Consider the following 21,802-nt stretch of genomic DNA (forward strand, 5'->3'; position numbering starts at 1 on the left):
CGAGGCCGGGGCGCTTGCCTTCGGCGCGGGTCAAGCGGCCAGCGCCTCGGCGGGTTCATCCGCCCTTGCTTCGGCATCCTCCGGTGCGTCCTGCTCCGGGCCTGCCTCCTGCGCGCTTTCCCGTACTGCCTGCTGCGGGCCTTCGGCCTTGAAGATGGCGGGCATCCAGCCCGTACCATCGGCCAGCCGCTCGGCTTCGCTGGCAATGTCGGCCTTCTTGCGTTTCGCCAGTCGGGTGACGGATTCCGGTGCAAATGCGCCCACGGCATCCAGAATCACGGCCTTGGAAACGTGCTTGAAGTAGCCTTCTGCGGTCGGCTTCCACCATGCGGCCATGTCGAGGCCCACGGCCTGCGCCAGTTCCTCGCCGGGCCGGTGCGTCGTGGCGCGAGGCGTCACCACGTCCACCGTGGAAGCCACGCACACGGCCAGCAGCCGCACCAGTTCGTCTTGCGACTTCGCCAGCAGCGCGGCGAACAGTTCGGCGCTGTCCTCCGGCAAGGCAACACCTGCCACCTGTTGCAGTTCGCGCAGCGCCACGGCGGCGGGCGATTCCGGCCAGTCCGGTGCCATGCCTTCCAGCCGGTCTTGCGCCGTGAGGCGCACGCCGAGCGGCAGGCCGTCACCATAGGCGTCAGGCTGCAAGACGGTCTGCGCCATGCCATGCACCAGCGCGGCCAGCGCAACGTGCGGATGCCGGGCGACTTCGATTTGCAGCGCCGCCGTGCGGTGGGCGCTCAACCGCTGCGCCAGCCGGTCGGACAGGCTCGCGGCCTTGGGCGCGTCGTCGGCGTCCTCGTGCTCGTCGTTGGCGGCTTCGCCTTCGGCACTGCCGAAACCGCGCCGCAGCTTTTCCAGCGTGCGCAGCGCCTTGGCCTCGGCTTCGCGCAGCAGACCGCGATGAATGACGGCCTCGCCGTTGCGGTCGATGGTGACGATGGCACCGGCCACGTCGCGCACCTCGGGCGCATAGCCTTGTAAGGCGTCCTCCGCGTCTTGCAGTTCCTCGACTACCTGATCGCGCCGCTGTTCCAGCTTCTCGGCCTTGGCCTCGTCCTCGCTGCTTTCACCTTGGCAGGCCTCTTCCAGTTCGGCGTCGATCTTTTCGAGGCGGGTTTCCAGCGAGGCGATGCGGCGGGCCTCGCGGGTGGTCGGCTCGCGGCGGTGGCGCGGGGCGTTCTGGAACGCCTGCCGTTCCTCGTAGGCCAGATGCGGCACGGCCTCCACCCATGCCCAGCCCTCGGCACGCACGTCCTCGGCCAGCGTTGCCAGCTTGTCGCGCACCAGCGTTTCCAGCACTGCGGTATCGGTGAGGTAGGTTCCGGCATCGCCTTCCGCGAACAGGTCGCGGCGGATGCCGCCGCCTGCCTGCCGGTAGGCGTCCAGCCCGACGAAGCGCACCAGCGCGTGCGTGGCGTCGATTTCGCGCTCGGTCAGGCGCTCGCGCAGCTTGGACGGGCTGCGCTGCCATTCCGGCGCACCATAGAACGCGGCTTCCTGCGCAGCGTGGTCGTCGGTGATGGTCAGGGCCATCAACTGTTCCAGCGTCACGCCACCGGCCCGGTAATCGGCCATCAGGCGCGGCGAGACGTTCGCCAGCTTCAAGCGGCGCTGCACCACCAGCGGGGACACGCCGAAGTCGGCAGCAATGTCTTCGACGGGCCGGCCTTCCTTGACCAGCGCGGCGAAAGCCGCGAACTGGTCGGCGGGGTGCATGTTCTCGCGCTGCACGTTCTCCGCGAGGCTGACGGTGCGGGCGGACGCATCGGCCACCAGCAGGCACGGCACCTCAACGTCGGCGGGGATGCGCTTCTTCTTCGCCAGCAGCTTCAAGGCGGTCAAGCGACGATCACCGGCCACCACTTCGTAAGCCTCGCCATCGGCGGAAAGGATGACGATCAGGTTTTGCAGCAGGCCGATGCGGGCAATGGAGGACGCCAGTTCGGGGATGGACTGGCGCGGGGTCGTGCGGACGTTGCGCTTGGATCGGCGCGGCAGCAACTGCGACAGCGGAACCAAGATCAGGTTCTTGGTCGGGTCGGCCACTTCCAGCGGTGCGGCGGCTTCGATGGCGACGGCTTCGGTTTTGAGTACAGCGTTCATGGTGATTTCTCCTAGCGGTTGGGATGCAGCAGCGAGAGAAGCGGCAAGGGCTGCTGCCTGCCCCTGCCGCGTGGGGATTCAGGCTTTCAACTGGCGCAGGCCATCGGCCAGCAGCCACAGGGCGCGGTTCAGGCGCACGCTTTGGTCGATGCCCTGCACGGGCCGGGTGGTCTGGCGGCGGCCATTCGCGGCGCGGGCGGACAGGCCGCCTTTGGTCAAGTTCTCCTGCGTGCGGTTGAACACGCTCCACAGGTCGCGGCGGTCGTCGTCATGGCGGCGCGGCATCAGGATTTGCGATTCCGTGATGGGTGCGGGCTTGTCCTCGTCGTACTTCAACGCCAGCGCAGCGCGGGCGAACACTTCCGATTCCCCTGCGTCCAGCGTGATGGCGCGCATGGCATCGCGCGATTCCTGCGCCCGGTCGAAGCCGTGCAGGACTTCGTAAGCGCCTTCGATGACCTGCGCCGCCACGTCGCCCTTGTGCGGCACGCGCACGTCGGCCACGGTGTCGCCGCAGACAAGGCCATTGCTGCAAACGAAGCGGAACATCCCGGCCAGCATCTGATAGCTGCTGGTGCCGTCATGGGAGTTCAGCAGGATGATTTCGTTGGCCTCGCGGCCGTTGATCTGGCTGGCGTGGCGCAGCCGGATCATGTGCTTGGTGTAGTCGCGGCGGTCGTCGTGGCGCACGCGGGTTTGCGTCACCATGAAGGGCTCGAAGCCTTCCCCGCGCAGTTCTTGCAGCACGGTCGCGGTGGGGATGTAGCTGTACCGCTCAGAGCGGCTTTCGTGCGGGGCGTCCGCGAAGATGGACGGGGCCACGGCCCGGATTTGGTCATCCGACAAGGGACGTTCCGAACGCAGCACCGGGGAACGGGAAGCGAAGCGGGATGCGAGTTGCATGGCATTTCTCCTGACAAAGAAAAAAAGGTTTGCTGTTCACACCGCACACCGGATTCCTAGATTCGGAGCCCAGCCTTTCGGCTGTTCGGTGCGGTCGGCACGAGGAACCCGGTTGGCCCTGTTGCCACCGTCTTTCCTGAGTTCATCGCCCGCGACGGTCAGGAGCGCGCGGACGGGGGCCGTCAAGGAGACAAGCGCAGGGTTGGTGCGGCCCGCAGGCGCAGCCGAGGACACGGCCCTGCGCGCCTTGACGGCACACGGCCGCGGGCTACAGTCGCGGACAAGGTGATGGAGTCAGGGAAGACGGCTGAACAAGGCAACGGCCTTCCCCACACGCCGACCGCACGGCAAGCGAAGCGCGCAGGCCCGAAGCTGGAAGCCGGGGCGGAGGCGTCAGCGATGCGGAAGGCTGGCAAAGCCAGTCCCGCCAGGGATGAGCGACTAGCGAACCTGGAGCAGCGCGATCCGCGAAGCGGAGACGCAAAAGGACTCTTCGTTTACCATTTGTTTCGCAAGCAAATGCTGCCAAAGCAAGAACACGGAGGTCCTCGAAATGATCGTCTGCATTAACCGTCTCAAACAGTTCGGCATCTTTAACGACTTCAATGGAACGAAGATCCAGAAATTCGGCCGGTACAACCTTGTCTATGGCTGGAATGGAACGGGCAAGTCAACCCTATCGAACCTATTCTCTTGCTTTGAGCTTCGTTCGATGGTTCCTCGCTTTAGTGCGGGCCAGTTTTCAGTCGCTTTGGAGGACGGCTCAACGATCACGGAAGCGACTCTCCATTCATCCCAATTGAATATTCACGTTTTTAATCAACGCTTCGTGCACGAGAATATTGATTGGGACAAATCTGTAAAAAGCATCCTTCTCATTGCGAAAGAGAAGATTGATGACTTGCAGAAGCTGGAGAAGCTAAAAGGCGAGCTTCAGTCGAAAAAGAAAGCTCACGACGACAAGCAAAGCGAGATCAAAAAGCAGCGTGAGGCATTGGAGAAATTTCTGACCAATGCTGCCAAGAAAATGAAGCTAGGACTTCAGGCGATTGATACGAGCGACAGCTACTACTTGAATTACGACCGCCGTAAGCTCGCTAATTTTATTCATAATAACTGCGAAGCGATTGTCAAAGCTGAGTCGGTTCTTCCAGATGAGAAGGTTATCGACCTTACGAATGCCGCCAAGCCAGATCAGCTTCCAAGCATCAATTTCGCCTCAACGGCCATTGAGCCGGATTACTTTAAGAAGGCGGCGGGTCGCATCAGGGACTTGATTGGGACTACAGCGGCCAATCAAGCTGTCCAGCGGCTGACTGACAACCCGGATATCCGCGACTGGGTTCAAACCGGCTTGGAAATCCATAAACACCATGACTCGCAATCCTGCGAGTTCTGCGGCTCTCCGTTCACCCAGCTTCGTGCCGAGGCACTTGCTGCCCACTTCAGTAAAGAGTTCACAGAGTTCCAAAATCGGCTTCAGAACGCCGCAACTTGGATTGAATCTCAAGGCGCGCCAGCCAATCAGTTGCCCGCAGCGGCTGAGTTCTATAAAGAACTATCGGCCGAGGCAGAGAAGCTCCAGAATGAATACGCATCTGCTGCTGAGAAAATCGACCAGCAAATGGAAGGATGGCGGGAAGCTCTGAAAGCCAAAATTACAGACCCCGGAAAGACAGATATTCAGATCACAGATGTGGTTGAACACGATGTCACGAATTTTAATGCGATCCTGAAGTCGATTGTTGCGCTCGTCGGAAAGCACAACAATAAGACTTCAAACTTCAAATCCGAGACCTCAAAAAGCAAGGTAGCACTGGAGCTCCACTTTGCGGCGGCTGAGGTGCAGGAATTTGACTATGCGGGAAGTGAGAAGAAATGCAATGATCTTGAGTCAGAAGCAAAGAATGACTACAAGGAAGTTGAAAAACTTGGTCAAGAGGTGGGAGCCATAGAGGCGCTGCTCTCAAATGAAACGGTTGGGGCGAAGGAGTTCAATGACATCTTGCATCGCTTCATCGGCCGATCTGAGCTTTGCCTGAGCTTTAATCAGAAGAAGAAAGGCTATGAGATCATCAGAAACGGTGTGGGTGAGCATGATGGGAATTTGAGCGAAGGTGAGAAGACCGCCATTGCTTTTGTCTACTTCATCACGAAGCTCAAAGAAAACGGAAACAATATCAAGGACACAATTGTCGTCGTTGATGATCCGGTCTCAAGCTTTGATTCAAATCACCTGTTTCATGCCTATTCGTTTCTGAGAACTCAATGCACTGAAGCCAAACAACTTTTTGTACTGACCCACAACTTCACGTACTTCAAGCTAGTGAGAGACTGGTTCACCGGAACAAATAGGAACCGAGTTGCCAAAGGCAAGGCCGAGAATTGCTTCTTTTATCGCTTGGATGCACCGCCTGGCTCCCCCCGCCACTCCCTACTTGTGGATGCCGATGACTCTCTGAAGAATTACGGTTCAGAGTACCACTATATTTTCAAGAAGCTCTATGAATACAGGGCGCACACGACTCTTAACCGGGACGAAGCATTCTTGACGGCGAACCTCGCACGCAAGCTCGTTGAATCGTTCTTTACCTTCAAATATCCAAAGCGGAGAAGCGACATAAGTCAATTAATGGATGTTGGCCTGAAAGACTGCACCATCACAACACCGGAACTCAAGGAGAAGATCTACCGTTTTATCAACAAGTATTCGCATAGCGATGTAATTGAAATAACCGAGGAGTCGGCAGAAAACTTGGCGGGCGAGAGTCATAGCGTCATCGGGCACATCTTTCAGTGGCTGGAAGAAGTTGACAAGAAACATTACGACGAGATGATTCAGGTTGCGACTGCCTGAGCGCCAGGCCCGTGAGGGCCGGAGTTGTGCCAGCAGGCGCAGCAAAAAGGGGACGAAGCCCCTTGGGCTAGATCAGCCCACGCTCGGCGAATGATGCCGTTGCGTTGCCAGCGACGATGATGTGATCGAGCACGCGCACGTCCACCAGACCCAGCGCTTCCCTGAGCCGCTGGGTCAGCGCCCGGTCAGCCGCGCTTGGCTCGGGGCTTCCGCTCGGATGGTTGTGCGAAACGACGACCGCCGCCGCGTTGAGCCGCAGCGCCTGCTTCACTACTTCGCGCGGATGCACCTCAGCCGAGTCGATCGTGCCGTGGAACATCTCCACGTAGTCGATCAGCCGATGGCGCGTGTCGAGGAACAACACCGCGAAGACTTCGTGCTCGAAGCCGGCCAGCTTGGTGCGCAGGTATTTCTTGACCACCACCGGCGAAGTGAACTCGGCGCCACGCTGCATCTTCTGTTCGATGACCTTGCGCGCGGCTTCCAGAATCTGGTCGGCGTCTGCCGGCCGATACCGCCCACGGCCATCGCGCACCATCAGCGGGGTATCGAGAGAGAGGGTCAGTTGCGACATGATCGTGCTCCGGTTGCTCGGGCGGAATTGCCCGGAACCGGCGCCAGCACGGCGCAGCGCAAGCAGTCAGGGGTTGCAGACGGCCGCGAGGACGCAAGCGCGCAGGGCGCGCGCCGCCCTTGACGGCGAGAACGCCGTGGTACGGTGAAGGGAAACAGCAAGACCGCCCCATGCCATACACGAACCCTGGCAAGCGGAGCGCGCAGGCCCAGCAGGGCCGGAGGCGTCAGCCGAGCGTCGCGAGGGAACGATGGAAGCCCGCAGGGGCGAGACTCGCGCAGCGGGGCTTGATGCGTAGCACGACAGCGCGGCCCGACCGGGGACGCCCGAAATCGGCTATCTTTGAAGGAGATTCCCGCATTGGGTTTCGTAAGGTCAGATAGGCGAGAACACTGAAATCACAAGGAAGAGCATGGCCGTCCTCTATCAACTTGCAGTGCTTGGTTCGCCAACCGACGCCCAGATTTCTGAGCTTGAAGAAATCGTCGGAACTGCCGTAGGCATGTTCAACTTGCGACTAGGACATGAAGTTGGATGGGAGGTGCGCCCGGAAGCGTTTAACCCCGACCAACAGCGCTCATCCGCTGCAGTATTTTTCGGGGGCGACAATCCACCTCTCGCCAACGTGGCGAAGTTGCTGGAGCGAGGCATCCCGCTACTGCCGATAGCATCCGACGTCAATCGAGTTAACGCAGAGATTCCTGAATTACTGCGACCTCTCAACTGCTTAGCCTATGCCGCCAACGGGTCACAGCGTGTCGCGACCGCTTTACTTGAGTGTGCGGGGTTGCTACCTCGCCAGCGTCGAGTGTTCGTAAGTTACCGCCGGGGCGAAGCCCGTGAGGCAGCCTTGCAGCTCTTTGACGCCTTATCTGCTCGGCTATTCGATGTGTTTCTCGATACGCATGGGATTCCACCTGCGGAAGATTTTCAGACGATGCTATGGCATCGCCTTTGCGATTCCGACGTTCTTGTGATGCTTGACACGCCAGGCTACTTTGAAAGCCGCTGGACAAGCGCAGAGTTCGGACGCGCTCTGGCGAAAGGCATAAGCGTCTTACGGGTTGGCTGGCCAGACTGCACGCCATCTGCGCGAACAGCCACCGCCAGTCGCGCAGAATTGTTGCCCGACGAAGTGGATGCGGCCACAGGACGCCTCGCGGACAGCGCTGTGGAGCGAATCTGTCTACAGCTCGAAGAAGTTCGCAGCCAAAGCCATGCGGTCCGTTCCGTCAATCTAGTGAGCAATTTGCGCAACGCTATTCAAACGATTGGCGGTCAACTTGTCGGCGTTGGACCGAACAAGGCGGTCTATATCCGACTGCCGGATGGCCGGAATGTCGTCGTCTACCCAACAGTTGGTGTCCCCACGTCGACCACGTTGCATGACGCATCCACCAATTCGCCAGATCAATCGGTTGCCGTCGTTTACGATCATGTTGGCTTGCATCCCCGGTGGCTGGGGCATTTGGACTGGCTGGGCCAGCATATCCACTCTGCGCGGTGGGTCAAAGCCAGCGAAGCTGGATGGCAATTTGCGGACTGGGAGGCCTGAATCGTGAGCGCAATCTTCCTTTCAGCCAGTGTCCCACTTGTCGGCCGCGGCTCGTATCACGAGACCGCCAATCCATTCCTCATCCAATGCGCTGTGAGGGAACTGGTCATGGCCGTCATTCGTCAGCACAAGATCGTGTGGGGAGGCCATCCCGCTATCACGCCTATGATCTGGAGCATTTGTGAGGATTTGGGTGTCGATTATTCTGGGGCCGTGGTTCTGTATCAGAGCACGTTCTTCAAGGATCGTTACCCGGAAGAAAACGACCGTTTTCACAATGTAGTATTCACCAATGCAGTTGCCGGTGACAGAGAGGCGAGCCTGCTGCTAATGCGGGAAGAAATGCTGTCGCGCGATGATCTCGTTGCCGCTGTTTTCATCGGCGGCATGGAAGGAGTGGAAGCCGAGCATGAACTCTTCAGGCAATTCCACCCCGCCGCCAAAGTTTTGCCCGTACCGTCGCCAGGCGGGGCGGCCTTGAACTTGGCCAAAGATCAAGGTTATTTCGCCGATGCGGATCTTGGTGATGTGGACTTCGCGCAACTCTTTCACACGCACCTCGCATTGAACATTCAAGGTGCAGCGAGTTGAGTCTCCTCTGCAGATTTACATGATCCAACAAAGGACTCGCCATGCCACGGAAAATCTTCTATAGCTTCCACTATCAACGCGACAGTTGGCGCGCCTCCAAGATACGGAATATTGGTGTTGTTGAGGGCAACCAACCAGCAAGCGATAACAAATGGGAAGAAGTGAAGCGAGGCGGCGAGGCCGCAATCAAGCGCTGGATCGACGATCAGCTGCAAGGACGGACATGCACAATTGTTCTGGTCGGAGCCGAAACGGCGAATCGCCCCTGGATTCGATATGAGATTGAGCAGTCATGGAATAGTGGCAAGGGACTCTTAGGGATACGAGTCCATAAGCTGCTGGACCACAACCAGCAACCATCAGTTGCCGGGGCCAATCCATTTGACTCATTTACCTTGAACGACGGTAGAAAGCTATCCACCGTCGTCCGCATGTACGATCCACCAGGGGCCACGAGCAGTGCGGCCTATAACCACATCAGTGACAACCTGTCGGGCTGGATTGAAGCGGCGATCGCTGCGCGCTAAGAAGCCAAGCCTCTCGTCAAAACAACGACCCAGTGCTCATGGGGCGCCCATAGAGCTCCGAGATTTGCCTCTGGAACTGGGTCTGTCCTCCATAGCTAGGATGCCTCACGCAAATCACGGGTACGGAATCCGTGATGCGATGGGCCGCAGCGGCGGCATCGTTGCCGATGGCGACGATGCGAGAGGGACGTAGCAAGACAATGAGCTGTTGGAGCAGTTCTTCGCCGGCTCGCCTCTCACGCGCGTTGTGCTGCCGGTTGGTGAACGGATCTCCTGATTCGTGCGGATGCAGAGGGAAAACGTTCCAGAGGAAGATGCGGGCATCAATATGTTCCAGCATGCCCCATATGACCGCGGCGGTTCGTTCGGCCACAGCACTGCCTATCGTCGGCCGTTCGGCGACCTGGTCGAGATTCCAACGCCTAGCGTGCTGGCTTATGTGAAGGTCGTCGGTCAGGGCTAATCCAGTGCGGCGTCCTCCGCGATATCCGAGGTCTCGTCCAATCCATATCGCGTCTACGGGTTCCTCGGTTGCACGACGCAACATGGCGGACAGTGCAGCAGCACGGCGACGTGGTGCATCGCGTCGATCATGAACTTCACAACGATCCGAATACGGATTGAAGCAGTCTTCGAACTGCAGAGAAGCAACTGCATCAACGAACGGGTGGATCTTCATTTTTCAGACTCAAGTGGCATGTATTTGATGGTGCGTTGTTCTCGGTTTCCAATGATCCAGCCGCCTTGATTTTCCTTGAGCTGGCGAAAGACAGCATAGCCATCCAGGATTGCCTTTTCCCAGAGCTTTAGCGGACATTTCTCCACTTCGTAACCACTCACGAACTCACCAATGGTCTTGAGAACCCCAAGTGAGACCTTTTCCTGATTCTCGAAGAAATTCAGCTCCTTGGCTCTGGAGAAAATCCACGCTGAAAGCCCTTCTTCCACGACGATGGCCCGACCACTGTCCTGCTCTTCATCGTATTTCGGATTGCTCTTTCGCTTGTGCTTGATCAATGCCCGCATCACAGGTGACCAGTGCAGGATTGCTGCATAAGCAAAGTGGAAGACATCATGGAACCGGTAGCCATCGCGATCGGCAATGTTGTCCGTCAGAGGGTCTCCAATGAATACGCCCTTCCATTGGAGGTAACTCTTGCCACTGCCTCGCTGATTGACCCGGATTTTGAAATCCCTGGGTAGCTGTTCCTCAATTCCAAACTCACTGTCGAAATCAAGGCCAGCCAGGTCTTCTGCCTGCGGCTCCAAGAACGCGCCGCGAGCTTTCCGGAGATTTCCGCGAGCCACCTCAGAGAACGCAAGTTCGGCCGCATGAATTGCATCCAGGTAAGCCCGTGCGAAAGCAATCAAGTCTGCGCGTGCAGGCGTACTTCCAAGTAGCGCTGCCGCTGACTGCCCCAAACGCACCAAGGTGGCATCCAACGAAGCAGTCGCGGCGACAGGCACAGCGATATAGGCTAACGCACCTTCGGTGATGTCACTTGCAGCGCCCACATTCTTGAAGTTTCCGTGGTTCGCAGCTTCCGAGAATATCTCTTCGAGAGGAATCTGCAGGCGCCTGCAGATTGCAGCCAAATACCAGAGGGTGTCGCCAAACTCTTCTTCTGCCGCCTTCTTGAAACCCGGGTAAGCCGTTCTCTCTCGAACACTTTTCTTGGCCGTAGCCATTATTCCGCCGACTTCTCCGTATAGACCTTGGAGGACAGGATTGAAGTCATTCGGGTTGAGTACGTCTGTGGCTGCAATTTCCGCAGCGTAATCCGAGAGCAAGAGGGAGCCTTCCTTTTTCATCGGTCACCTGCGAAGAGTCAGCCATTCGAATGGAGCGCCCTGATAACCGCTCACGTCAAAGCTGCGAATCCATTTCTCAAGGTTCGCAATCAGTTGCGCATCGTCAAAGGTGGTTAGACCTATTCCCGTTTTGCATAAGGGCCGATCTTGCTGGTCTTTCAGTTCCTCGGGAAATTCCGGACCCTCGCCCCCGAAGTACACAAAATCATTACTGATCAGGACCCTGTTGACGCCCGTATCACGGGCAACATGGTCCGGGTTGAGCGTGCCATTGGGGCGGGAATGAAATGAGTCTCGCTGCTGCCAAGCGGCTCCAGGCGCGGCCCTGAAGTAGATGTTGTCCCCGCAACTTTGTTTCCGACTCCCATTGCGGTACGGCATCTTGTATTCAAACCGTGGATCTGCGCCATATTCGTCGAATGTCATCGCCTCGGTAACGCGCATCGCGTACACGAGACGCCCGCCACGTCGGACAGTTCTATCATTGCTGCCACTGCCGACCACCCAATCACCGATGTCAGCGGATCGGCGGATATTGGGTTTGCAGGTCGCAAGCGTGCAGTAGCCATAGAAAGGGTTGGGCGCGAAACCACTGTCGTATCGCACCACATAGGAGTGAATGCGAGCCATCAGCAGGGATGCCGCTTGAGTGGAACCGGGTCGCAGGCACCACCGTCTGGCTTTTCCCACGAGTCCTTCCCGTTGATCGCGTCAATGATCGCATCGCCGTTCCACCCAACCAAGGCGTCGGCATATTCTTTCAGGGCCTCTGGAAGGTCGCATTCCTTCTCGCCATGCTCCCAAACACCGACAATGCGCTTGCCCTGTTTGGCCGCATATTCGATTTCCCAGTTCACCCAATCGCTATTCTTGGTCTGGGGCGAAACGTAGCAAATGAACACTCCAGCCCAGTTGATGGCAGGGGCAAGGATCTGCGTCTTTATGTAGTGCTCATCGGTGGCATTGTTGAACTTCCCTGTATGGATGGAGGAATCCCTGACCTCGATCCCTTTTGGAGCTAACAGATCCTTCAGCTTCTGGAGTCCGTGATCGTCCTTATGGACATGGCTGATGAACACGTTCCTTTTCTCTGCCACCTGTCACCTCCATTGTTCTTACATGGTTTGAAGATCGTAACTGTGTTTTCGGCCGCTGTGGCAGGAAATGCTGACCCGTTTGCCTTGATCAAATAATTGCCTGCAAACCCTTGTCGGCGATGACGTTGAGCAGCTTGAGGGCCGGCCCGGTGGGATGGGTTTCGCCTTGCTCCCACTTTCGCACGGTCGACGCGGTGGTGTGCAGGTGAAGTGCGAACACCGGCTGGCTGAACTTCAACCGTTCGCGCAGGTGTTTGATGTCGGCAGCACTGAACTCCCGCACCGGCGGCGGGCAGATCGCGTCGAACTCGCGCATCGTCACCTTGCCGATCGCTCCCGCTTCGTGGAGCGCAGCCAGGTCGCCACGCAGGGATTCAATGATCTTGCTCACAATGCACCTCCAATAACACGCCCGAGTGCAACGCCTTCGACAAAGCCTCGGCGGACAGTTCCAGGAACACCTTGCCGGCGAATTGCAGCGCCTTCTTCTCGTCCTGCGTGATATTCGCCTTGTCGCTCTTGGGGAACCCATGCAGGAATACGTAGCGGCTGCCGATCCGGGCCGACAGCAGCGTGCGGTAGCCGCCGCTCTTGCCGCCGCCGGATCGGGCAACCCGCTTCTTGTAGAGGAAGCCGCCCAAGTCCGCGTCAATCAGACCGCTTTCCATCTCTTGAACCGCCTTGCACAAGGCAGCATCAGGCAGCTTTTCGCCCGCCTGCCACCGTGCAAAGTCCTTCCGCTTGAGGACGTGGGTCATCTTGACCTCCAAACTATACCCGTAACGGGCATACTTTTCCAGTCCCCAGTGCGATGCACAGGCGGGGAGGGCTGCCGAGCCGATTGGCGTAACGGCGACACGGCAATCAGGGCCGACATGCCGAGGCACTGGTCACCGATCATGCGGTCACCTCTTTGGGTTCTTGCCGCGTGCCGACGACCGACTTGCGCCGGCTGGCTACCAACTCGGCTGCCTTACGCACCGGGTCGTCCTCGGTGTGGACGTAGCGCATGAACATCGCCACGGTCTTGTGCGCGGTTAGCGCCATGCCGACCTTGACGGGGATGCCGGAATTGGCAATGTCGGTCGCTGAGCGGTGGCGTATGCCGTGGGTGCCAACCTTCGGCACGCCGGCGCGATCAAGGATTCGGCGCCACGCCTGATAGTAGGAATGGGGGCCGAGCGGCTTGTCATGGTCGAGGATGGCCGGGCATACGTAGGGCGAATTGCCGTAGCGAGGTGCATTCGTCAGCAACCGGCGGGCTTCCTCGCTCAACGGCTTGGACATATCGCCCGTCTTGCTGTCCGGCCAGACAACCCGGCCATTGGGCAAGTCGAGCCAATCCCACTGCAACAGCAGGATCTCCGACATGCGGGCCGCGAACTCGAATTGCAGCCGGACGGCCAGCAGATAGATGGGATGTTCCAGGCCCTCGGCCTCGGCTTTGTCCAAGTAGGCGAACAGGCTGACCATCTGCTCGTCGGTGATAAGGCGGGTCGAGCCTTTCTCCGGGTACTTGGGTACGTGACGGCAAGGATTGGAGCCATCGGGCCGGTAGCCCCACAGTTCGGCCAGGTTGAACATCTTGCGGACGAGCGACAGTACGCGGTTGGCCTGCGTGGGGGACCTCTCCATGCGCTTCATCAGCGCGGTGATGTCGTGGCGCGTGACCTCGTGAACCTTCTTGCTGCCGAAGGCTGGGATGACGAAGTTGTCGATCTGGTACTGGTAGCTGGCCTGGGTGCTGGGCTTGTTGTGCGGCTTGGAGTGGTCATCCATGAACCGGCCGCACAGTTCCTTGACCGTCGGCGCCTTGCGGGCTTCGGCCTTGTCGAGTCCGGGATCGCCCCCGCGCCGGACTTCGGCCAGCCAGTCTTGGGCCAGCGACCGGGCCTGTTCGACCGTCAGCTCGCCGAACTGGCCGAGTGCCGGCTTGCGCCGCACGCCGGAGTTCGTGCGGTACTGAACCATGAAGACCTTGCGGCCCGTTGGTGTTATCTTGCACAAGAAGCCCGGAACGAGCGTATCCCGGAGTTCCACATCGCAGGTTTGCGCCTGCGCCGTGTCAACGACGGACTTGGTGAGTTTGATCTTCGCCATGAGGTGCTCCTGAAAGGCCCCGATTCCAGGGGCCGGCTAGGAGCCAGGCGGAGGGGAACCGGGGCGGTTTGCATCGCGCACCGGGATATGATCGAAGGCACTGGCCTCGGGGAAAACCTGCTACAGCAAGCCTCATCCAAGTCCATCGTTAGCCCGGTGCGGATGCCATGCTCTGGCTTAAAATCCGCCGCTTCCTGAGAAGGGGCGTGCCGGTTCGACCCCGGCTCGGGGCACCATCTGGATTCGCTATGTCACATTACAACGCTCCCTTTGAAATCCACGTCCATGGTCAAGTGCAATTGCGTGCTGATGTGGACTTCAGTCAGCTTCAGGAAGCACTCAAGCCATTGTGGAAGTACGCTGGTGCGCGTTCTCTCGCGGATGGAGCTTCGAGCGCCTATGAGGAGGAGCCGGGCATACAGTTCGATGCCAAGGAGCACATCCTGCAGATGTGCTGGACAGTGCGTGGCGACGAAGACTTCCGCCAGTCTCTGGATGAAATGTGCATGAGTCTCAATGAATTGGCTGAGCAGGGCGCAGCCATCGAGGTGACGTTCTATGATGCCGAGTTCGATGAGGATGAGGCACCCGAGGACGAAGAGGCGCGTGATGATTTCGTGATGCTGTTTGTGGGCCCCACTCCCGCCGCCATCATGCAAGTACAACGTGACCTTCTTGTGCAAGACGTGGTCAATCTGATGGAGCGGCACTTCGACGGCTCGGAGCTCGGTGGCGTTGTCTCAGAGATTGACAAGCTCTTCTCTCAACGTTTTGATGCGCTGGTGAGTTCGCTTGAAATTGGTAAACCGCCACGAGGTCTGGGTGGCAGCGGGCATGGCGGCGGACGCCGGCCGCGTCACCTTCACTAACGTGCTCGACAAATCTCTGTGTCGAGCACCATGGCGTGAGTTGCAGTGCTCCCCTCGCACGGTATAGAAGAGGCTTTCGACGCGTGCCCACAATAGCGTCATGACCACAACCTATTCGGATGAGCTTCTGGCACAGGTGGCGGCGCTGCCACCTTTGCCCGGGGTGTACCGCTACTTCGATGCACAGAATGTCTTGCTATATGTCGGCAAGGCGCGCAACCTGAAAAAGCGGGTCAGCAGCTACTTCAGCAAGCAGCACGGAGGCACGCGCATTGGCCATATGGTGGGCAGAATTGCGCGGCTGGAAACGACGGTGGTGCGCTCCGAGGCCGAGGCGCTCCTGCTGGAAAACAATCTCATCAAGTCCCTGGGCCCGAAGTACAACATTCTTTTTCGGGACGACAAAAGCTACCCTTATCTCAAGATCACCGGTGTCTCGGCAAAGGACGGTACGGGGGATGCTCCGGGACAGTGCTACCCGCGCATGGCGTATTACCGGGGGGCAGTGGATAAACGTCACCGATACTTCGGTCCTTACCCTGGCGCATGGGCCGTCAAAGAAAGCATTCAGCTACTGCAGAAGGTTTTTCGGTTGCGTACTTGTGAAGATACGGTGTTTGCGAATCGCACGCGTCCCTGCTTGCTGTACCAGATCAAACGCTGCTCCGCTCCGTGTGTGGGTTTGATTTCCCCAACGGCCTATGCCGCAGATGTCCGCAGTGCGGAGGCGCTGCTGCTGGGTGAAACCCAGGAACTGCTTCAAACGCTGGAACAGCGCATGCTCGCGTACGCCGAGAAGCTGGAGTTTGAACAGGCGGCCGAGGTCCGCAACCAGATCACGGCACTCGCACGTGTGTTGCACCAACAAGCGGTGGAGACGGCATCGGACAAGGACGTGGACATACTCGCCGTTAAAGTGGCTGGCGGCCGTGCCTGCGTCAACCTGGCGATGGTGCGCGGTGGCCGGCACCTTGGCGACAGGCCTTACTTTCCGGTTCACGTAGAGGAAGCGACAGTTGTCTTCCAAGTGGAAACGCGCGAGGATGCCCCGGATAACCTAATGGTAGAGGAGGCTGGCGGACTCGAGCAGTCGGTGCCGGCGCAGATCCTTGCTGCGTTCATTGCGCAGCACTACCTGGGGGTACCCTTGCCACCGACACTGATTACGAGCGAGCCAGTCGACCCCGCATTGGTTTGGTTGCTGGCACAGCAGACGGGGGTGCGAGCGTCAGTCGTCCACCAGCCGCGCGAACAACGGCGAATCTGGCTGGAAATGGCGGAGCAGAACGCACAGATTCAGTTGGCACGGTTGCTGGCGGAGGAGGGTTCCCAGCGGGCGCGCACGCGTGCCCTGGCGGAAGCGCTGGATCTGGAGGCAGAGAGCTTGGATGACCTCACCATCGAGTGTTTCGACATTTCGCACACTGCAGGGGAGGCGACCCAGGCTTCCTGCGTGGTTTTTCATCACCACAAAATGCAAAGTGGCGAGTACCGCCGTTTCAAAATCGAGGGCATTACCCCGGGCGATGACTATGCAGCTATGCGTCAGGTACTCATGCGTCGCTACAGCAAGGTTGCCGAAGCACAGCTTGAGGCAGGGGGAGCGGAGGTGACAAATGCCCCGCGCTTGCCGGACCTGGTGCTGGTGGACGGTGGCAAGGGGCAAGTAAGCATGGCGCGCGATGTGTTCCAGGAACTGGGCCTGGATATCTCACGCATCGTTGGTGTCGAAAAGGGGGAGGGCCGCAAGGTGGGGCTGGAAGAACTGGTCTTTGCGGATGGACGCGACAAAGTCTATCTGGGGCGAGACTCGGCTGCGCTGATGCTCGTGGCGCAGATCCGTGACGAGGCCCACCGCTTCGCCATCACCGGAATGCGCGCCGCTCGTGCAAAAGTACGCGTAGGCGGCAGCCGATTGGAAGATATACCCGGTGTGGGGCCTAAAAAACGGGCAAGGCTGCTTCAGCGCTTTGGCGGCGTGCGCGGCGTGGCAGATGCCAGCGTGGACGACCTCGCCACGGTCGAGGGCATATCTCACGACTTGGCAGAAGAGATCTATCGCGCGCTGCGCTGACCCGGTTGACGGCCCGGGGCATTGCCGCGCGTGCCACAATTGGCACCCATGTTTTTCACTATTCCCACCATCATGACTTGGACGCGCATTGTCGCGATACCCTTGATCGTGGGAGTGTTCTATGCGCCGCTGGACCCTGCGATGCGCAACCTCATCGCCACGGTGATGTTCATCGTTTTTGCGGCCACCGATTGGCTCGATGGGTTTCTTGCACGCAAGCTCAACCAGACCTCCGCGTTCGGGGCGTTTCTGGATCCCGTGGCTGACAAGTTCTTGGTATGTGCGTCGCTATTGGTACTCGTGCATATGCAACGTGCCGATGTGTTCGTGGCACTCATCATCATCGGCCGCGAAATCGCTATCAGTGCCTTGCGGGAATGGATGGCGCAGATCGGGGCGAGCAAGAGTGTGGCCGTGCACATGATCGGCAAGCTCAAGACCACGGTGCAGATGATTGCCATTCCTTTCCTGTTGTATGACGGGCAGTTGTTTGGCGTCATTGACACGGGTGTGTGGGGTACCTGGCTGATCTGGGGCGCCGCAGTGCTGACGGTGTGGTCCATGGTTTATTACCTGCAAAAAGCACTGCCAGAAATTCGAGCGAGAGTCCGTTAAGTTTCTTGCTACTGCTGGGAGAGCCTTGTGTCAAAAGGGTTCATTGCTATATATGACATAGCAAGGCAATCCGCGCCCACATGGAGACGGCTGGTGGCGGCAACTCGGCACCGCAGGGCGAAAGTGCTTGTCAATACGGAATGCGCCTAGCGCGCAAGGTCGAAACAAAAGCGGTGCTCGAATCCGGGACGGGGATCAAATACGACTAGAATTCGCTCCCATGCTGTCGCCCACGCGGTACGTCTTATTGACACCCTACAGTGCGATGGCTTTAATCTGACACAGCAATTTCTGACGCTGCTTCAGTTCCCTCCGCCTCTGCCTTTCGGACCGCTTCCGTTGCAGGGGGCGCGGAGGCCAGATTTGCATAAAGACATTCATCCACTCTTTTCCCGAGAGGCTTCTTGTGAATAAAACCGAATTGATTGAGCACATCGCCAACAACGCTGATATCTCCAAGGCTGCAGCTGCGCGCGCACTGGAGTCCACGATCGAAGCGGTTAAGAAGACTCTCAAGAAGGGCGGCACGGTGTCGCTCGTCGGTTTCGGCACATTCGCCGTCGGCAAGCGCGCTGCGCGCACTGGTCGTAATCCCCGCACGGGCGCTACGATTAAAATCAAGGCTGCTAAAGTTCCAAAGTTCCGTCCAGGCAAAGCACTGAAAGATGCTTTGAACTGATTGTGAAATATGGGGGGTGCTTAGCTCAGTTGGTAGAGCGGCGCCCTTACAAGGCGTAGGTCAGCGGTTCGACCCCGTTAGCACCCACCACTATCCCCCACAAAAAAGCTAATGAAATCAAGGGCTTGGAGAAATCCAGGCCCTTTTTCTTTGCCCGCGCTGCCAACTCGATAGGACGCCACAAGACGCCTGTGCCAACCACAAAGCGGCGTTTGCCAACCGGCCTATTACCGTTAACGGCATAGAATCGTTGCCTTAAACGGTACGAAACGGGGGCGCCTATGGCAGGCAAGCGAAAGCGTGATTCCGGCTGGGAGTATGTTTTCAAGCGCGCGGGGGTGCTGGATAAGCCCATCTACATGACCTTCGCCGATGAGGCGGAAGGGGATGCCTTCGCCAAGCGCCTGGATGCGCTGCTTGACCGTGGCATCGTTCCAACAGAGCTGCGCGCGAATGAGCGGCCCCTGAACATCCAGCAGCTGGTGAACCAGTACGAGCGTGAGGCCCATCCTTCCAAGAAGGACCGCGGCGCGCTCGGCACTCTGCTGGACCCGCTGGGCGCCACGCCGCTGACGGCCATCACCGCGAACTGGGTGGATGACTGGATCTCGGCCATGAAGCGCCTGGAGAAGCTGGCGCCCGCCACCATTCGCGCGAAAGTGGGCGCGCTGGCCCGGTGTTGCGACTGGGGGATGCGAAAGGGCTTTTTGGTGATGCCTGACCATCCACTGCGCACGCTGCCCGATGGCTATGCGCAGTACACGAAGGCTGACGAGGCCATGGCGGGCGTGAAGCGCGAGGACGTGGAGCGGGATCGCAGGCTGGAGCCGGGTGAGTACGAGGCCATTCTGGCCGTGATTGATGGGGGGGTGTTGGCACGAAAGCAGCGGCCCCTGGTGCTGGAGCACAAGATGGCGCTGAAATGCCTGTTCGTCCTGGCCGTGGAGTCGGCCATGCGCCTGCGCGAGATGTTCACGCTGACGGTGGCGCAGGTGGACATGGCCAGGCGCACGGTGTTCCTGGAAAAGACCAAGAACGGGGACAAGCGGCAGGTGCCGCTGTCATCGGTGGCGCTGGCCGAGTTGCAGACGTTCATGAAGGTGGAGCACGGCGCTGCGCCTGCGCCGGCCACGCGGGTGTTCCCCTGGTGGAGCGGGGAAGCGGGGGATATGGACGCCACCAGCGACTACCTGAGCAAACTGTTCATCGACATTTTTGCGCAGGCTGGCGCGGTGGACTTGAAGTTTCACGACTGCCGGCACGAGGCCACCAGCCGCCTGTTTGATCGAACAACGCTCTCCGAGACGCAGATCATGAAAATCACAGGGCACAAAAGCCACCGGATGCTGATGCGCTACGCAAACCTGCGCGGCTCGGACCTCTCCGCGCAGCTTTGGTAGCTGGCCTGCGCTGGTTCAGGCGGTCGGCCGTCTGCTTCAGGATGATTTTTTCAGCATAGGCCAGCACATCCCTGGTCAGCAGCAGGTAGCTGCGGCCGAGCTTGCCGGCTGGGATGTCGCCGGCGCGGATCATTTTCTCCAGCGTGTGCGGATGCACCTTGAGGGTGTTCGCGGCTTCCTGGAGGTCCATGGTGGGACTGGTCATGCTGGGCTGCCTTCCTGCGCCACAGGCTTCATGAAGACAAGCCAGTGGGTCATGCCGCGGCGCCCGCTGACCTGGCCGAACAGCGGTTTCTCTGGCGTGAGCTCCAGAACCTCGGCAAGCTTCACCTGGGTTTCGTTCCACTTGAACACCAGCACGCCCCCTGGCTCCAGCACCCGGAAGCATTCGGAAAACCCCTGCCGCAGATCCTCGCGCCAATCCTGGCCCAGCTTGCCGTATTTGGCGGCCAGCCACGAGCGCGGGCCGGCGCGGACGACATGAGGCGGATCGAAGGCGATCAGCTTAAAGCTGTCGGTTGGGTATGGAAGCGCGCGGAAGTCCAGCAGGGTGTCCGGTTCAACGCGAAGGGTGCGCGTTCCGTCTTCACGGTGGGAGCGGTCGGTGACGGTGAGCACTTCACGGCGCCGGTCGCCGAAGATCGCGCGAGGGTCGGCTTTGTCCAGCCACATCATGCGGCTGCCGCAGCATGGGTCGAGGACGCTGGGATTCGTTGTGTTCATGGAGTTGTCCTGTCCGGCGTTTCAGCCAGGTGAAATGCGGGGGCATGCCCGCGGCTTGATAGGTTGCCCACAGCTCTGCCCCAACTGGGCAGCGCAGCAGGGCGGGGTTGGTTCCGGCCGCGCGGCACTGCGCACAGCCGGAGTGGTGGTGCTGGTAGGCCTTGTCGGCGGCCTGCCAGTCGGTGGCGGTGGTCATGGGGCGGGGAATCCGTCCCAAGTGCGCCCATCCAGTAGGCGGCCTGCGGCCTTCTTGCCTACTTTCTCAGCCCAGGACATCACGCGCCAGCGATAGTCCACCTTGCCGGGCCTCATAGTTCCTTCCGCGTCCCAGGTGACGTAGTTGGTATCCGTGATCTTCGTGGTGCTGGTGCCCCAGCGACCATCTTGATGGTGAGCCACTCGACGCGGCGATCCATCGCGTTCCTTTACATCCGGGTGTGGCTCGTTCTCTCCGGGCAGCCACTCGCCCCACTGCTTGAACAGGAACGGCACGCCGGCAGCATTGCACTGATCCCGCAGCGAGCGTGCCCAATCGGGATGCATGGGGCGCGCGCCGGGGCCGCTCTCGCCGCCGACGATGACCCAATCTAGGCGACGCAGGCCGTCGAGGTGGTTGGTGCTGCCTGTCGGACTTTGGGCGGTGGCTGGTGCGTTTTCTGGCCAGGCGGACAGCCAGCGCAACGACACCGGCTCCAGTAGCGGCTCCATGCTCAGAAACCGCTTCGCGGCGGGCACGGCCAGCAGCTTCGGAATGTCGCGGTCTGCTTCCTCCTGGTTCACGATGGTGGCGCCGATCCACACGTTGGGCCACGGCCAGGCCGCAAAGGGCACCGAGTAGCCGATATCCATGTTGGCCAGCGCGGTCTGGATCATCGCCGCGGCATTGCCGATGCGCTTGGTCAGCAGCAGCCAGTCAAGATTGGGCGTAGCCCGGATCAGTTCGAACAGGTCGGCGCGCCACTGCGGATCCACCGCGTTGTCAAACACGTCGGCCAGGCTGGCGCAGAACACGCGCTGGCGGCGGCCGTGCACGGCCATGAAGGCCTCAGCGTTGGCGTTCCAGGCCTTGGGCTTGTTCCAGTTGCTGGTGCTGGTGCGGCGGCGCGGTGCGCCGGGGCCCCAGTTCGCCGCCGTGCCACCAGCAAAGCGCGCGTTGCGTGTCTCGGCATAGCAATGGTCGCATCCGGGGCCTACTTTCTGGCACCCTTCCCATGGATTGAATGTGTGATCTGTCCATTCGATTTTGGTGTTTTCAGCCATGATTGTTCCAATAAAAATCACTGCCAGCGCCTGTTGGTAAAGCGCTAGCAGCTATGTTTTGTG

General features: G+C 59.5%; 22 protein-coding genes and 1 tRNA gene. 10 read left to right on the forward strand and 13 right to left on the reverse strand.

All coding sequences use genetic code 11. The features are described from left to right. Positions 1 to 30: 30 nt before the first annotated feature. On the reverse strand, positions 31 to 2,103 hold the full coding sequence (locus PCQ86_RS07680) for a ParB/RepB/Spo0J family partition protein (protein WP_011805832.1): 2,073 nt from the start codon (positions 2,101 to 2,103) through the stop codon (positions 31 to 33). Positions 2,104 to 2,181: 78 nt separating this feature from the next. Beyond that, positions 2,182 to 3,006, reverse strand: coding sequence for a DUF932 domain-containing protein (locus PCQ86_RS07685; protein WP_011805831.1), 825 nt, complete (start codon positions 3,004 to 3,006; stop codon positions 2,182 to 2,184). A gap of 553 nt (positions 3,007 to 3,559) precedes the next feature. On the opposite strand from PCQ86_RS07685, the gene PCQ86_RS07690 reads away from it, so the two are divergent. After that, positions 3,560 to 5,863, forward strand: a complete 2,304-nt coding sequence (locus PCQ86_RS07690) for an ATP-binding protein (RefSeq protein WP_011805829.1) — start codon at positions 3,560 to 3,562, stop codon at positions 5,861 to 5,863. A 67-nt stretch (positions 5,864 to 5,930) separates the two neighbouring features. Here the strand turns inward: PCQ86_RS07690 and radC are convergent, their stop codons facing one another. Then, positions 5,931 to 6,437: a RadC family protein gene (gene radC, locus PCQ86_RS07695; RefSeq protein ID WP_011805828.1), complete on the reverse strand. Its 507-nt coding sequence runs from the start codon at positions 6,435 to 6,437 to the stop codon at positions 5,931 to 5,933. Positions 6,438 to 6,849: 412 nt separating this feature from the next. Here radC and PCQ86_RS07700 point away from each other — a divergent pair, with 412 nt between their 5' ends. Genes PCQ86_RS07700 through PCQ86_RS07710 form a run of 3 tightly spaced genes read left to right on the forward strand, consistent with a single transcriptional unit; the run spans position 6,850 to position 9,110 of the window. Beyond that, the gene (locus PCQ86_RS07700; protein WP_011805827.1) at positions 6,850 to 7,992 is read left to right on the forward strand and encodes a toll/interleukin-1 receptor domain-containing protein; all 1,143 of its coding nucleotides are present in this window, start codon (positions 6,850 to 6,852) and stop codon (positions 7,990 to 7,992) included. A gap of 3 nt (positions 7,993 to 7,995) precedes the next feature. Next, positions 7,996 to 8,583: an SLOG domain-containing protein gene (locus PCQ86_RS07705; protein ID WP_013721786.1), complete on the forward strand. Its 588-nt coding sequence runs from the start codon at positions 7,996 to 7,998 to the stop codon at positions 8,581 to 8,583. Between the two features lie 41 nt (positions 8,584 to 8,624). After that, positions 8,625 to 9,110 carry a TIR domain-containing protein gene (locus PCQ86_RS07710; RefSeq protein ID WP_011805825.1) on the forward strand — a complete coding sequence of 162 codons (486 nt, stop codon included), beginning with the start codon at positions 8,625 to 8,627 and terminating at the stop codon, positions 9,108 to 9,110. 16 nt (positions 9,111 to 9,126) lie between these two features. Here the strand turns inward: PCQ86_RS07710 and PCQ86_RS07715 are convergent, their stop codons facing one another. The 7 genes from PCQ86_RS07715 to PCQ86_RS07745 all read right to left on the reverse strand — a co-directional run bounded on the left by PCQ86_RS07715 (position 9,127) and on the right by PCQ86_RS07745 (position 14,119). Then, a complete protein-coding gene (locus PCQ86_RS07715) occupies positions 9,127 to 9,789 on the reverse strand; it encodes a uracil-DNA glycosylase (protein WP_011805824.1) in 663 nt (220 codons plus the stop codon). Beyond that, a complete protein-coding gene (locus tag PCQ86_RS07720) occupies positions 9,786 to 10,922 on the reverse strand; it encodes a nucleoside triphosphate pyrophosphohydrolase family protein (protein ID WP_011805823.1) in 1,137 nt (378 codons plus the stop codon). Before PCQ86_RS07720 ends, PCQ86_RS07715 begins: the two co-directional genes overlap by 4 nt. A 3-nt stretch (positions 10,923 to 10,925) precedes the next feature. Further along, a complete protein-coding gene (locus PCQ86_RS07725) occupies positions 10,926 to 11,552 on the reverse strand; it encodes a hypothetical protein (protein ID WP_011805822.1) in 627 nt (208 codons plus the stop codon). Then, the gene (locus tag PCQ86_RS07730; protein ID WP_013721787.1) at positions 11,552 to 12,019 is read right to left on the reverse strand and encodes a TIR domain-containing protein; all 468 of its coding nucleotides are present in this window, start codon (positions 12,017 to 12,019) and stop codon (positions 11,552 to 11,554) included. Before PCQ86_RS07730 ends, PCQ86_RS07725 begins: the two co-directional genes overlap by 1 nt. An 88-nt stretch (positions 12,020 to 12,107) precedes the next feature. Beyond that, positions 12,108 to 12,410 carry a helix-turn-helix domain-containing protein gene (locus tag PCQ86_RS07735; protein WP_011805820.1) on the reverse strand — a complete coding sequence of 101 codons (303 nt, stop codon included), beginning with the start codon at positions 12,408 to 12,410 and terminating at the stop codon, positions 12,108 to 12,110. Next, on the reverse strand, positions 12,394 to 12,777 hold the full coding sequence (locus PCQ86_RS07740; protein WP_011805819.1) for a type II toxin-antitoxin system RelE/ParE family toxin: 384 nt from the start codon (positions 12,775 to 12,777) through the stop codon (positions 12,394 to 12,396). Before PCQ86_RS07740 ends, PCQ86_RS07735 begins: the two co-directional genes overlap by 17 nt. 139 nt (positions 12,778 to 12,916) lie before the next feature. After that, the gene (locus tag PCQ86_RS07745) at positions 12,917 to 14,119 is read right to left on the reverse strand and encodes a tyrosine-type recombinase/integrase (RefSeq protein WP_011805818.1); all 1,203 of its coding nucleotides are present in this window, start codon (positions 14,117 to 14,119) and stop codon (positions 12,917 to 12,919) included. Positions 14,120 to 14,367: 248 nt separating this feature from the next. Between PCQ86_RS07745 and PCQ86_RS07750 the strand changes: the two genes are divergently transcribed. From PCQ86_RS07750 to PCQ86_RS07775, 6 genes are all read left to right on the forward strand, one after another. Further along, positions 14,368 to 14,988 (forward strand): DUF6806 family protein, encoded by a 621-nt coding sequence (locus PCQ86_RS07750; RefSeq protein ID WP_041836029.1) that lies wholly within the window; start codon positions 14,368 to 14,370, stop codon positions 14,986 to 14,988. 100 nt (positions 14,989 to 15,088) lie between these two features. Continuing rightward, complete coding sequence (gene uvrC, locus PCQ86_RS07755; protein WP_270175154.1) at positions 15,089 to 17,062, forward strand: excinuclease ABC subunit UvrC; 1,974 nt, start codon at positions 15,089 to 15,091, stop codon at positions 17,060 to 17,062. Positions 17,063 to 17,110: 48 nt separating this feature from the next. Further along, complete coding sequence (gene pgsA, locus PCQ86_RS07760; RefSeq protein WP_041836028.1) at positions 17,111 to 17,677, forward strand: CDP-diacylglycerol--glycerol-3-phosphate 3-phosphatidyltransferase; 567 nt, start codon at positions 17,111 to 17,113, stop codon at positions 17,675 to 17,677. A 406-nt stretch (positions 17,678 to 18,083) separates the two neighbouring features. After that, complete coding sequence (locus PCQ86_RS07765) at positions 18,084 to 18,356, forward strand: HU family DNA-binding protein (RefSeq protein WP_011805814.1); 273 nt, start codon at positions 18,084 to 18,086, stop codon at positions 18,354 to 18,356. A gap of 14 nt (positions 18,357 to 18,370) precedes the next feature. Next, positions 18,371 to 18,446, forward strand: a tRNA-Val gene (locus tag PCQ86_RS07770). A 269-nt stretch (positions 18,447 to 18,715) separates the two neighbouring features. Next, positions 18,716 to 19,756 (forward strand): site-specific integrase, encoded by a 1,041-nt coding sequence (locus tag PCQ86_RS07775; protein WP_270175155.1) that lies wholly within the window; start codon positions 18,716 to 18,718, stop codon positions 19,754 to 19,756. Here the strand turns inward: PCQ86_RS07775 and PCQ86_RS07780 are convergent. From PCQ86_RS07780 to PCQ86_RS07790, 3 genes are all read right to left on the reverse strand, one after another. Next, on the reverse strand, positions 19,677 to 19,961 hold the full coding sequence (locus PCQ86_RS07780) for a helix-turn-helix domain-containing protein (protein ID WP_270175156.1): 285 nt from the start codon (positions 19,959 to 19,961) through the stop codon (positions 19,677 to 19,679). The two genes, PCQ86_RS07775 and PCQ86_RS07780, sit on opposite strands and share 80 nt — an antisense overlap. Then, positions 19,958 to 20,479, reverse strand: coding sequence for a class I SAM-dependent methyltransferase (locus PCQ86_RS07785; RefSeq protein ID WP_270175157.1), 522 nt, complete (start codon positions 20,477 to 20,479; stop codon positions 19,958 to 19,960). The genes PCQ86_RS07780 and PCQ86_RS07785 overlap by 4 nt, the downstream gene beginning before the upstream one ends. Before the next feature lie 192 nt (positions 20,480 to 20,671). Beyond that, positions 20,672 to 21,739 carry a phage Gp37/Gp68 family protein gene (locus tag PCQ86_RS07790; protein WP_270175158.1) on the reverse strand — a complete coding sequence of 356 codons (1,068 nt, stop codon included), beginning with the start codon at positions 21,737 to 21,739 and terminating at the stop codon, positions 20,672 to 20,674. Positions 21,740 to 21,802 lie beyond the last annotated feature (63 nt).

It is taken from the genome of Diaphorobacter sp. ED-3, from assembly GCF_027625375.1.
Classification (GTDB): Bacteria; Pseudomonadota; Gammaproteobacteria; order Burkholderiales; family Burkholderiaceae_C; genus Diaphorobacter; species Diaphorobacter nitroreducens.

Excerpts from the sequence above, each read along its gene's own strand:
- PCQ86_RS07680 (WP_011805832.1), bottom strand. The coding sequence starts at position 2,103 with ATGAACGCTGTACTCAAAACCGAAGCCGTCGCCATCGAAGCCGCCGCA.
- PCQ86_RS07685 (WP_011805831.1), bottom strand. The coding sequence starts at position 3,006 with ATGCAACTCGCATCCCGCTTCGCTTCCCGTTCCCCGGTGCTGCGTTCG.
- PCQ86_RS07690 (WP_011805829.1), top strand. The coding sequence starts at position 3,560 with ATGATCGTCTGCATTAACCGTCTCAAACAGTTCGGCATCTTTAACGAC.
- radC (WP_011805828.1), bottom strand. The coding sequence starts at position 6,437 with ATGTCGCAACTGACCCTCTCTCTCGATACCCCGCTGATGGTGCGCGAT.
- PCQ86_RS07700 (WP_011805827.1), top strand. The coding sequence starts at position 6,850 with ATGGCCGTCCTCTATCAACTTGCAGTGCTTGGTTCGCCAACCGACGCC.
- PCQ86_RS07710 (WP_011805825.1), top strand. The coding sequence starts at position 8,625 with ATGCCACGGAAAATCTTCTATAGCTTCCACTATCAACGCGACAGTTGG.
- PCQ86_RS07715 (WP_011805824.1), bottom strand. The coding sequence starts at position 9,789 with ATGAAGATCCACCCGTTCGTTGATGCAGTTGCTTCTCTGCAGTTCGAA.
- PCQ86_RS07720 (WP_011805823.1), bottom strand. The coding sequence starts at position 10,922 with ATGAAAAAGGAAGGCTCCCTCTTGCTCTCGGATTACGCTGCGGAAATT.
- PCQ86_RS07725 (WP_011805822.1), bottom strand. The coding sequence starts at position 11,552 with ATGGCTCGCATTCACTCCTATGTGGTGCGATACGACAGTGGTTTCGCG.
- PCQ86_RS07740 (WP_011805819.1), bottom strand. The coding sequence starts at position 12,777 with ATGACCCACGTCCTCAAGCGGAAGGACTTTGCACGGTGGCAGGCGGGC.
- PCQ86_RS07745 (WP_011805818.1), bottom strand. The coding sequence starts at position 14,119 with ATGGCGAAGATCAAACTCACCAAGTCCGTCGTTGACACGGCGCAGGCG.
- PCQ86_RS07750 (WP_041836029.1), top strand. The coding sequence starts at position 14,368 with ATGTCACATTACAACGCTCCCTTTGAAATCCACGTCCATGGTCAAGTG.
- uvrC (WP_270175154.1), top strand. The coding sequence starts at position 15,089 with ATGACCACAACCTATTCGGATGAGCTTCTGGCACAGGTGGCGGCGCTG.
- pgsA (WP_041836028.1), top strand. The coding sequence starts at position 17,111 with ATGTTTTTCACTATTCCCACCATCATGACTTGGACGCGCATTGTCGCG.
- PCQ86_RS07775 (WP_270175155.1), top strand. The coding sequence starts at position 18,716 with ATGACCTTCGCCGATGAGGCGGAAGGGGATGCCTTCGCCAAGCGCCTG.
- PCQ86_RS07780 (WP_270175156.1), bottom strand. The coding sequence starts at position 19,961 with ATGACCAGTCCCACCATGGACCTCCAGGAAGCCGCGAACACCCTCAAG.
- PCQ86_RS07785 (WP_270175157.1), bottom strand. The coding sequence starts at position 20,479 with ATGAACACAACGAATCCCAGCGTCCTCGACCCATGCTGCGGCAGCCGC.
- PCQ86_RS07790 (WP_270175158.1), bottom strand. The coding sequence starts at position 21,739 with ATGGCTGAAAACACCAAAATCGAATGGACAGATCACACATTCAATCCA.